We start from the raw sequence: 11,152 nt of genomic DNA, 5'->3' as shown, positions 1-11,152 counted from the left end.
GTGGGAGCGAGCTTGATCTTCAGTGGGCCCAACATTCGAGTTCGACACAGATCCACTGTGGGAGCGAGCTTGCTCGCGATAGCGGTATGTCATTCAGCATTGATGTTTGCTGACCGACCGCATCGCGAGCAGGCTCGCTCCCACATTTGTACCTCTGATCACCACTGAATCTGTGGTGAGTCGGGGGTCAGAGCACCGAAGCCGTCTGTGGCAGTTTCGGCTGGCGGTACAGGTCCAGCAACACCTGGTCCAGCACTGACGAAGCGCCCCATGGCTTCGGATCGTTGAGGATCGCCACCACCGCCCAGGTGTTGCCATTGATGTCGCGGCTGTAGCCGGCGATGGCGCGGACGGTGTTCAGGGTCCCGGTCTTGACGTGGGCCTCGCCGGCCATGGCGGTGGTCTTCAGGCGTCTGCGCATGGTGCCGTCGGTGCCGGCAATTGGCATCGAACTGATGAACTCCGCCGAATACGGGCTGCGCCAGGCGGCTTGCAGCATCGCGGCCATTTCCCGGGCGCTGACCCGCTCGGCGCGGGACAGGCCGGAGCCGTTCTCCATTACCAGGTGCGGTGCGGTGATGCCTTTCTTGGCCAGCCACTGGCGCACCACCCGTTGCGCGGCCTTGGCGTCATCGCCGTCGGCTTCGTTACGGAACTGCGCGCCGAGGCTCAGGAACAGTTGCTGGGCCATGGTGTTGTTACTGTATTTGTTGATGTCGCGGATGATCTCCGCCAGGTCCGGAGAGAATGCCCGGGCCAGCACCTTGGCGTTGCTCGGGGTAGCGGCCAGGCGGTCCTTGCCCTGGATGCTGCCGCCCAGTTCCTTCCAGATCGCCCGCACGGCGCCAGCGGTGTAGGTGGCATGGTCCAGCAGCGACAGGTAGGTCTGGGAGCTGCAACCGTCACCGAGCTGGCCGCCGACGGTCACCGTCACGCTGCCGTCCGCCTGTGGCACCGGGTTGTAGCGCACGCCGCCGGCGCATTGTTTGGTATTGACCGCCTTGACCTGATTTTCGATGCGGATGCTGGCAATCGGCGGTTCCACCGACACCAGCACCCGACCGCCGTCGTTGCGGGCGACGAAGCGCAGGGCCTTGAGGTTGACCAGCAACGAGTCGGGCTTGACCAGGAATGGCTTGTTTTCGTCGTTGCCGTCGTCGTTGAATTCGGGCAGTTGCGGCTGGATGAAGAAACTGCGGTCCAGGACCAGGTCGCCGGTGATCTGCTGCACGCCGTTGGCCCGCAGGTCGCGCATCAGCAACCAGAGTTTTTCCATGTTCAGCTTGGGATCGCCGCCGCCCTTGAGGTATAGGTTGCCGTTGAGGATCCCGCCGCTGAGGGTGCCGTCGGTGTAGAACTCGGTTTTCCACTGGTGATTGGGGCCGAGCATTTCCAGGGCCGCGTAGGTGGTCACCAGTTTCATCGTGGAAGCGGGGTTGACCGAGACGTCGGCGTTGTACAAGGTCGGGGTGCCGGGACCATTGAGCGGCACCATCACCAGGGACAGGGCGTCGTTCTGCAGCTTGCTGGCCTTGAGGGCCTTTTGCACGTTGGGCGACAGGGCAGTGTTGATCGTGGCGGCGTGGGCGGTGACAGGGAGGGCCAGGGGAAGAAGAAGGCTGGCCAGAAGCAGTGGACGCAAAGATTTGATCATTTGAAATAGAACCCTACGGGCGAGGGGGAAAAAACGAGGACATGAAAATGAACGTCCTCAACGGTCATGAAAGTGTCGGCATTATGCCCCAAGCCGCAACGGCTTGGGCCGTGCCTGAGCCCTTCGGCTGCTATTTTTTACCGACGGTAGGCCGATACGCCCCGATCAGTCGGGCAATCGACGAGCCAAACTGGTAAAGTGCCGGCCGTTATTACTTATGAGGATTGTTCCAATGGCGACTAACCGTTCCCAGCGTCTGCGCAAAAAACTGTGCGTGGATGAATTTCAAGAGCTGGGTTTCGAACTGAACCTGGATTTCAAAGAAGATCTGGCCGATGAGGCTATTGACGCTTTCCTCGACGCTTTCCTGAAAGAAGCCATGGAAGCCAATGGCCTGGGCTACGTCGGCGGCGACGACTACGGTCTGGTTTGCCTGCAGAAGCGTGGCTCGGTCACCGAAGAGCAGCGTGCTGCCGTTGAAGCCTGGCTCAAGGCGCGTCCTGAGCTGACCAGCGTGGAAGTCAGCCCGCTGATGGACGTCTGGTACCCGGAAAAGCCGATCAATCCGGTCGCTTGATGTTCAAAAACCGGCAGCCCGTTTGGGCGCCGGTTTTTTGTGCCTGTCTGTTGGGTAGGTGTTGTCCTTCAGGTCGCCATCGCGAGCAAGCTCGCTCCCACAGTGGTGATGTGAACGACACAAATTCCCTGTGGGAGCGAGCTTGCTCGCGATGCTCTTAAAAGCTGTCAGGCGTTGCGCCAGTTCAGGATGAGCAAGGTCAACACCCCCGCCACAATCCCCCAGAACGCCGAACCGATGGAGAACAGCGTCATCCCCGACGCCGTGACCATGAAGGTGATCAGCGCCGCTTCCCGTTCCTTCACTTCGCTCATGGCGATGCTCAACCCATTGATGATCGAGCCGAACAGCGCCAGCGCGGCGATGGACAGCACCAGTTCCTTGGGCAGCGCCGCGAACAACGCCGCCAGCGTCGCGCCGAACACCCCGGCGATCCCGTAGAAAATCCCGCACCAGACCGCCGCCGTGTAGCGTTTGTTGCGATCTTCGTGGGCGTGGGGGCCGGTGCAGATGGCCGCGCTGATGGCCGCCAGGTTGATGCCATGGGAGCCGAACGGCGCCAGCAGCAGCGAGGCGATGCCGGTGCTGGTGATCAGCGGCGAGGCCGGCACGGTGTAACCGTCGGCCCGCAACACGGCGATGCCAGGCATGTTCTGCGAGGTCATCGCCACCACGAACAGCGGGATGCCGATGCTGATGGTGGCGGCCAGGGAAAAGTGCGGAGTGGTCCAGACCGGCGTCGCGACTTTCAAGACAAAACCACTGAAATCCAGCAGCCCCAGCAGGCCCGACAGCGCCGTACCGATCAAGAGTGCCGCCAATACCGCGTAGCGCGGCGACAGGCGCTTGACGATCAGGTAGGTGAAAAACATCCCCAGCACCAGGCCGGTGCGATGCTGGGTGGCGACGAAGATCTCGCTGCCGATCTTGAACAGGATGCCCGCCAGCAACGCCGCCGCCAGCGAGGCCGGAATGCGCTTGACCAAACGCTCGAAACTGCCGGTCAGGCCGCAGATCGTCACCAGGACTGCACAGGTGATATAGGCGCCGATGGCCTCGCCGTAACTCACACCGCCCAGGCTGGTGATCAGCAGCGCCGCGCCGGGTGTCGACCAGGCGATGGTGATCGGCGTGCGATAGCGCAGCGACAGCCCGATGGTGCATACCGCCATGCCGATGGAAATCGCCCAGATCCACGAGGAAATCTGCCCGCTGGTGAGCCCTGCCGCCTGTCCGGCCTGGAACATCAGCACCAGGGAGCTGGTGTAGCCGGTCATCATGGCGATGAACCCGGCGACGATGGCCGAAGGCGAGGTGTCGGCCAATGGACGAAGTGGTGTGGTCGTGACTTCGGTCATGGTGGGCGGTGTTCCTTGTTATAAATTGGCTGGTCTCGGGGAGAGCCATTGCTTTTGTGGCGAGGGAGCTTGCTCCCGCTCGGCCGCGCAGCGGTCGTCACGGGGGATCTGAACGAATGCGGGGGGATTGCTTCGCAATCCAGCGGGAGCAAGCTCCCTCGCCACAAACCCGAGGTTTAAGCCTAAACTCAACCCCATCTTCGATTGCAATACAGCCATGCCCGCAAACAGCCGTACAGTCGTGTTGCCATCAGAGGTTGTGTACAATCGAGCTGTTTTTTACGCGATACTTGCCAGCGACCCGCTGTGCCGTATTACAGTCACGGTCAATTCGCCGCAGTTCTCCCGACTCGAGTGCCCATGAACGAACAGTTGCAGCCCCTCAAGAAACAACCGCGAGCTGGTAAAGCCGGCCGCAGCGGAACCCAGGACGATATTGTCTATGCGCATATCTTCGAGGCCATCCTCGAACAACGCCTGGCGCCCGGTACCAAGTTGAGCGAAGAGGCGCTGGGGGAAATTTTCGGGGTCAGCCGCACGATCATCCGCCGGGCGTTGTCACGCCTGGCCCACGAAGGCGTGGTGTTGCTGCGGCCCAATCGCGGTGCCGTGGTGGCGAGCCCGAGTGTCGAAGAGGCCCGCCAGGTGTTCATGGCCCGGCGCCTGGTGGAGAGGGCGATCACCGAGTTGGCGGTGCAGCACGCTACCGCCGAACAACTGGCTGAGCTGCGGCAGATGGTCAGCGACGAGCGCGACAGTTTTTCCCGCGGTGACCGCGGTGCCGGCATCCGTCTGTCGGGCGAGTTCCACCTCAAGCTGGCCGAAGCGGCGAAGAACGCCCCGCTGATCAGTTTCCAGCGCAGTCTCGTGTCCCAGACGTCGCTGATCATCGCCCAGTACGAAAGCGGCAACCGGTCCCACTGTTCCTACGACGAACACACGCAGTTGATCGACGCCATCGAGGCGCGCGATGCGACATTGGCGGTGGACCTGATGATGCATCACATGGACCACATCGACAGCAAGCTCAACCTCGACGAAGAAAGCGCGTCGGATGACTTGCACGCGGTGTTCTCGCATTTGTTGCAGAGCAAGAAACCGGGGCGGTCGACGGCCAAGCTTTGATGGGTTGAATCAGTCATACCGAGTCGCGCCCTTCGCGAGCAAGCCCGCTCCCACGTTGAAATGCATTCCAAATGTGGGAGCGGGCTTGCTCGCGAAGGCGATTTGGCTGGCGACAAATACCTAGCGGTGGTGCACCAACCGACCCGCCGCATAAGTCTGCGCCACCGTCCGATCATCCCCCAGCGTCATCAACACGAACAACCGCTCGGCAATGTCCTTGGCCTGCTTGAGGCGATAGCTCAATAGCGGCGTGGCGTTGTAGTCCAATATCAGGAAATCCGCGTCCGTCCCCGGCTGCAACGTCCCGATCTTGTCCTCCAGGCGCAGGGCCCGGGCGCCGCCGAGGGTGGCCAGGTACAGCGACTTGAACGGGCTCAGCCGTGCGCCCTGCAGCTGCATCATCTTGTAGGCTTCGTTCAGGGTTTGCAGCAGCGAAAAACTGGTGCCGCCACCCACGTCTGTGCCCAGTCCTACGTTCACCTTGTGCTTCTCGGCCATCGGCAGGTTGAACAGGCCGCTGCCAAGGAAAAAGTTCGAGGTCGGGCAGAAGGCAATGGCCGAACCGGTCTCGGCCAGGCGCGCGCATTCGTCATCGCACAGGTGCACGCCGTGGGCGAACACCGAGCGCTCGCCGAGCAGTTGGTAGTGATCGTAGACGTCCAGGTAGCCCTTGCGCTCCGGGAACAGTTCCTTGACCCACTGCACTTCTTGCAGGTTCTCACTGATGTGAGTCTGCATGTACAAGTCGGGGTATTCCCCCAGCAACTGACCGGCCAGGGCCAGTTGTTCCGGGGTGCTGGTGGGGGCGAAACGCGGGGTCACGGCGTAGTGCAGCCGGCCCTTGCCGTGCCAGCGCTCGATCAGCGCCTTGCTCTCGGTGTAGCTGGATTCGGCAGTGTCGGTCAGGTAGTCCGGGGCGTTGCGGTCCATCATCACCTTGCCGGCGATCATCCGCAGGTCGAGCTTCTGGGCCACTTCGAAAAACGCATTCACCGACTGCGGATGCACGCTGCCGAACACCAGCGCGGTGGTGGTGCCGTTGCGCAGCAGTTCCTTGACGAAAATATCCGCCACCGCCTCGGCATGGGCCTTGTCGGCGAACTGGCTCTCGCAGGGGAAGGTGTAGGTGTTGAGCCAGTCCAGCAATTGCTCGCCATAGGCGCCGACCATGCCGGTTTGCGGCAGGTGGATGTGGGTGTCGATCAAACCCGGCGTGATCAGCGCGTCCGGGTAGTGGGCGATTTCGATATCCGCCGCCAGGGTGGGCAGCAGGTCGTGGGCGTGGCCGATGGCGCTGATCTGGCCGTTTTCCACCACCAGCAAACCGTCTTCGAAATATTCATAGGACGCCTCGATACCGACTTCGGCCGGGTCGGCGAGGCTGTGGAGCAGGGCGGCGCGGTAGGCTTTGCGTGTCAGGGGCATGGGAGTTCTCAACGAGTGTTCAACGGTTCGCCTGGCTGCGGCGCGAAGCCGGCAGCAGCTTGGCAATCGGTTCGGCGCGCACGGTGTGCTGGCCGAAATCGGCGTTATAGGTGGCGATGATTTCGCCGGCGATGGAGATGGCGATTTCCACAGGCAGCTTGCCTTTGACTTCGCCGATGCCCATCGGGCAACGCATGCGTTGCAAGGTGCTGCTGTCGAAACCACGATCGCGCAGGCGATGTTCGAACTTGACCCGCTTGGTTTTCGAGCCGATCAGGCCGAAGTAGGCGAAGTCGTTGCGCTTGAGGATCGCGGCGCTCAGTTCCAGGTCGAGCTGGTGGTTGTGGGTCATGACGATGCAGTAGCTGCCGGCGGGCAATTCGTCGACTTCATCCAGTGGCTCTTCGGTGACGATCTTGTGCACGCCGTGGGGCAGGTGTTCGGGGAACTCCGCTTCCCGCGAGTCGATCCAGCGCACCTTGCAGGGCAGGCTCGCCAGCAGCGGCACCAGGGCGCGGCCGACATGGCCGGCGCCGAACACGGCGATCTGCGCCTGGACCTGGCCCATGGGTTCAAACAGCAACACGGTGACGCCGCCGCAGCACTGGCCCAGGCTCGCACCGAGGCTGAAGCGCTCCAGATGGGTGTTCTGCTGGCCGCTGGCAAGCATGTTCCGGGCGATTTCCATGGCCTTGTATTCCAGGTGCCCGCCACCGATGGTGTCGAACGTCTGGCTGGCGCTGATGACCATCTTCGAACCGGCGTTGCGCGGGGTGGAGCCGAGCTCTTCGATAATCGTCACCAGCACGCAGGGTTCGCCGCGGGTTTGCAGGTCGGCGAGGGCGCTGATCCAGTTGTACATATTCACCTCGACATCTCTGTTGTCTGTTCGGGCCTCATCGCGAGCAAGCTCGCTCCCACATTGGGTCGGTATTCACAAATCCCCTGTGGGAGCGAGCTTGCTCGCGATGGCCGCGCCGCGGTCTAGAGCGAAGCCACTTCGGCTTCAGCCTTCTCGGCCTTGAGCGCTTTTAGCCCCCGCATCTGCTCACACCCCCACAACACCCGCTCCGGTGTCGCTGGCGCATCGATGTTCGGTTGGTGCCGGTAATCCCCCAGGCTCGCCACGGCGTCCTTGATGGCGCACCACGCGGCGATGCCGAGCATGAACGGCGGTTCGCCCACGGCCTTGGAGTGAAACACGGTGTCTTCGGGGTTCTTGCGGTTTTCCACCAGCTTGACCCGCAGATCCAGGGGCATGTCGGCTACGGCGGGGATCTTGTAGCTGGCCGGACCGTTGGTCATCAGCTTGCCCTTGTCGTTCCACACCAGCTCTTCCATGGTCAGCCAGCCCATGCCCTGGATGAAGCCGCCCTCGACCTGGCCGATGTCGATGGCCGGGTTCAGCGAGGCACCGACGTCGTGGAGGATGTCGGTGCGCAGCATCTTGTACTCGCCGGTGAGGGTGTCGACGATCACCTCGGCACAGGCCGCGCCATAGGCGTAGTAATAGAACGGCCGGCCACGGGCCTGGCTGCGGTCGTAGTAGATTTTCGGGGTCTTGTAGAAGCCGGTGCTCGACAGCGAGACCTGGGCGAAATACGCCTGCTGAACCAGGGCCTCGAACGTCAGGATGTGATCGCGCACCCGCACATGGCCGTTGTGGAATTCCACGTCTTCTTCGCTGACCTTGTACTGCCGCGCAGCGAACTCCACCAGGCGCCGCTTGATGGTTTCGGCGGCATTCTGTGCCGCCTTGCCGTTCAGGTCGGCGCCGCTGGAGGCCGCGGTGGGCGAGGTATTCGGCACCTTGTCGGTGTTGGTCGCGGTGATCTGCACGCGGTCCATTTCCACCTGGAACACCTCGGCCACCACCTGAGCGACCTTGGTGTTCAGGCCCTGGCCCATTTCGGTGCCGCCGTGGTTGAGGTGGATGCTGCCGTCGGTGTAGACATGGATCAAGGCGCCGGCCTGGTTGAGGAAGCTGGCGGTGAACGAAATGCCGAATTTCACCGGTGTCAGCGCCAGGCCTTTTTTCAGGATCGGGCTGCCTGCGTTGTAGCGACGGATCGCTTCACGGCGCTCGGTGTACTGGCTACTTTGTTCAAGCTCGGCGGTCATTTCCTCGAGCATGTTGTGCTCGACGGTCTGGTAGTAATGGGTGACGTTGCGTTCGGTCTTGCCGTAATAGTTGGCCTTGCGCACCGCCAGCGGATCGAGCCCCAGGTGCCGGGCAATGGCATCCATCACCTCTTCGATGGCGACCATGCCTTGGGGGCCGCCGAAACCCCGGTAAGCGGTGTTAGACGCGGTGTTGGTCTTGCAGCGGTGGCCGTTGATGGTCGCATTGCCCAGGTAATAGGCGTTGTCGGCGTGGAACATCGCCCGGTCGACAATCGAGGCCGACAAGTCCGGCGAGCAACCGCAGTTGCCGGCCAGTTCCAAGGCGATGCCTTGCAGGCGTCCGGTGCTGTCGAAACCCACGTCGTATTCGATGTAGAAGGGATGGCGCTTGCCGGTCATCAGCATGTCTTCCACGCGGGGCAGGCGCATCTTGGTTGGCTGACCGGTGAGGTGTGCGATGACCGCACACAGGCACGCGGGGCTGGCGGCCTGGGTTTCCTTGCCGCCAAAGCCGCCGCCCATGCGGCGCATGTCCACCACGACCTTGTTCATCGACACGCCCAGCACCTCGGCCACCAGTTTCTGCACTTCGGTGGGGTTCTGGGTCGAGCAGTAGACGATCATGCCGCCGTCTTCGGTGGGCATCACCGAGGAAATCTGGGTTTCCAGGTAAAAATGCTCCTGGCCGCCGATGTGCAGCGAGCCTTGAATGCGATGTTCGGCGCTTGCCAGCGCTGTGGTCGAATCGCCGCGCTGGTGGGTGTGGCTGTCGAGCACGAAATGCCGCTTGCGCAAGGCCTCGACCACGTCCAGCACCGGTTCCAGGTCTTCGTATTCGATGATTGCGGCCATGGCCGCCTTGCGTGCCGTCTCAAGATCCTTGGCGGCGACGGCCAGCACCGGTTGGCCGACGAACTGCACATCATCGATGGCCAGCAGCGGGTCGCCGGGCAACAGCGGGCCGATGTCCTTCAGCCCCGGGATGTCTGCATGGGTAATGGCGATGCGCACGCCTTCGAAGGCGTAGCAGGGCGCGGTATCGATGCGGATGATCCGGGCGTGGGCGCGGTCCGAAAGCCGGGCATAGACGTGCAACTGGTTCGGGAATTCCAGGCGGTCATCGATGTACTGCGCCTCGCCGGACACATGCTTGGCGGCGCTGTCATGCTTGACGCTGCGGCCCACGCCAGTGGTGAGGTCGCGGGCGAACAGCTCGGCCAGTTCGGCTTGGGTCTTCTCTACGGCGTGATGGTTAGACATAAGCGGTCACCCGAGTCTCGATGTGCGGCGTTTGCAGTTCGATGAAGTATTTGCGCAACAGGTTGCGGGCACTGAGCAGTCGGTATTCCTTGCTGGCGCGGAAATCCGACAGCGGTGTGAAGTCCTCGGCCAGGGCGATACAGGCGCGTTCGACGGTGCTGTCGGTCCACGGCGCACCGATCAATACGGCTTCACAATGCTTGGCGCGTTTCGGTGTGGCGGCCATGCCGCCGAAGGCCACGCGGGCATCGCGGACCACGCCGTTGTCGATGCGCAGGTTGAACGCCGCGCACACCGCGGAAATATCATCGTCCAGACGCTTGGACACCTTGTAGGCGCGGAACGCCTGTTCGGCACTGGCCCGGGGCACGATGATTTTTTCGATGAATTCGCTTTCCTGGCGGGCGGTGACCCGGTAGTCGATGAAATAGTCTTCCAGGGCCAGGGTGCGACGGGTCTGGCCCTTGCACAGCACAATCTGCGCACCGAGGGCGATCAGCAGGGGCGGCGAGTCGCCAATCGGCGAGGCATTGCCGATGTTGCCGCCCAGGGTGCCCTGGTTGCGGATCTGCAGCGAGGCAAAGCGTTGCAGCAATTCGCCAAAGTCCGGGTATTCGGCTTTCAGGGCCCCGTAGCAATCGGACAGCGCCGTGGCGGCGCCGATCTCCAGGCGATCGTCAAAGCGTTCGACACGCTTGAGTTCGGCGACGTTGCCCACGTAGATCATCACCGGCAGGGTGCGGTGGAACTGGGTGACTTCCAGGGCCAGGTCGGTGCCGCCGGCCAACAGGCGCGCCTGGGGATAAGCGTCGTAGAGGTCGGCCAGGTCGGCCACGGTCAGTGGCACCAGGCAGCGTTTGTCGCCGCTGTTGAGCTCGCCAGTCTCGGTCGGGGCGATGGCTTTGAGGCGGGCGATGGTCTCGGCCTCGCGGGCGTCGAACTGGTCCGCTGGCTTGTCACAGCAGGCCTGCTCGGCGGCGGCCAGGATCGGCCGATAGCCGGTGCAACGGCACAGGTTGCCGGCCAGGGCTTCGTGGGCCTGGTGGGCGTCGGGTTGTTCGCTGTTTTTTTGCAGGGCGAACAGCGACATGACGAAGCCCGGTGTGCAGAAGCCGCACTGCGAACCGTGGCAATCGACCATGGCTTGCTGGACGCTGTGCAATTGGCCCTGGTGCTTGAGGTCTTCGACGCTGATCAGTTGCTTGCCGTGCAGGGACGAGACGAAGGTCAGGCACGAATTGAGGCTGCGGTAGCGAATGCGTTCGCGGCCATTCGCGTCCGTTTCCAATTCGCCCACCACCACGGTGCACGCACCACAGTCGCCACTAGCGCAGCCTTCCTTGGTGCCTGGTTTACCAACGTGTTCGCGCAAATAGTTGAGCACGGTCAGGTTCGGGTCCAGGGCGTGCTCGCTACGGAGTTCCTGGTTGAGTAAAAACTGGATCACGGAAGGCCTCGCAGACTCATTATTGTTGTATCGACGTGAGCCTGAATTTATCAGGTCTGACTTTTCGGTCAACGATTTTCTGACTTAAGGGTCAAGAAAATCCGTCTAGTCGATAAACAACCATCTATGGACACTGTAGAACCCTGTTGGAGCCGAGCTTGCTCGCGATGACGGCGGTACAT

General features: G+C 62.3%; 8 protein-coding genes. 2 read left to right on the top strand and 6 right to left on the bottom strand.

The features are described from left to right. Positions 1-187: 187 nt before the first annotated feature. Positions 188-1,654 carry a D-alanyl-D-alanine carboxypeptidase/D-alanyl-D-alanine endopeptidase gene (dacB, locus tag AB4N80_RS25210; protein ID WP_122567897.1) on the bottom strand — a complete coding sequence of 489 codons (1,467 nt, stop codon included), beginning with the start codon at positions 1,652-1,654 and terminating at the stop codon, positions 188-190. Positions 1,655-1,886: 232 nt separating this feature from the next. On the opposite strand from dacB, the gene AB4N80_RS25205 reads away from it, so the two are divergent. Further along, positions 1,887-2,231 carry a YggL family protein gene (locus AB4N80_RS25205; RefSeq protein WP_072407906.1) on the top strand — a complete coding sequence of 115 codons (345 nt, stop codon included), beginning with the start codon at positions 1,887-1,889 and terminating at the stop codon, positions 2,229-2,231. 167 nt (positions 2,232-2,398) lie between these two features. On the opposite strand, the gene AB4N80_RS25200 is transcribed toward AB4N80_RS25205, so the two are convergent. Next, positions 2,399-3,589, bottom strand: coding sequence for a benzoate/H(+) symporter BenE family transporter (locus AB4N80_RS25200; RefSeq protein WP_460079408.1), 1,191 nt, complete (start codon positions 3,587-3,589; stop codon positions 2,399-2,401). A 360-nt stretch (positions 3,590-3,949) separates the two neighbouring features. Here AB4N80_RS25200 and AB4N80_RS25195 point away from each other — a divergent pair, with 360 nt between their 5' ends. Then, entirely contained in the window at positions 3,950-4,714 is a 765-nt protein-coding gene (locus AB4N80_RS25195; RefSeq protein WP_003183531.1) for a GntR family transcriptional regulator, read from the top strand. A gap of 120 nt (positions 4,715-4,834) precedes the next feature. On the opposite strand, the gene guaD is transcribed toward AB4N80_RS25195, so the two are convergent. The 4 genes from guaD to xdhA form a co-directional block, all read right to left on the bottom strand. Beyond that, positions 4,835-6,139 carry a guanine deaminase gene (gene guaD / locus AB4N80_RS25190; protein WP_354336736.1) on the bottom strand — a complete coding sequence of 435 codons (1,305 nt, stop codon included), beginning with the start codon at positions 6,137-6,139 and terminating at the stop codon, positions 4,835-4,837. 19 nt (positions 6,140-6,158) lie between these two features. Beyond that, the gene (gene xdhC, locus AB4N80_RS25185) at positions 6,159-7,001 is read right to left on the bottom strand and encodes a xanthine dehydrogenase accessory protein XdhC (RefSeq protein WP_122567900.1); all 843 of its coding nucleotides are present in this window, start codon (positions 6,999-7,001) and stop codon (positions 6,159-6,161) included. Between the two features lie 122 nt (positions 7,002-7,123). Further along, positions 7,124-9,523 (bottom strand): xanthine dehydrogenase molybdopterin binding subunit, encoded by a 2,400-nt coding sequence (gene xdhB / locus AB4N80_RS25180; RefSeq protein ID WP_122567901.1) that lies wholly within the window; start codon positions 9,521-9,523, stop codon positions 7,124-7,126. After that, on the bottom strand, positions 9,516-10,970 hold the full coding sequence (gene xdhA / locus AB4N80_RS25175) for a xanthine dehydrogenase small subunit (protein WP_122567902.1): 1,455 nt from the start codon (positions 10,968-10,970) through the stop codon (positions 9,516-9,518). The genes xdhB and xdhA overlap by 8 nt, the downstream gene beginning before the upstream one ends. Between the last annotated feature and the right edge of the window lie 182 nt (positions 10,971-11,152).

This window comes from Pseudomonas sp. H3_A02 (assembly GCF_054671965.1).
This window is presented reverse-complemented; position numbering and strand designations above follow the sequence as displayed.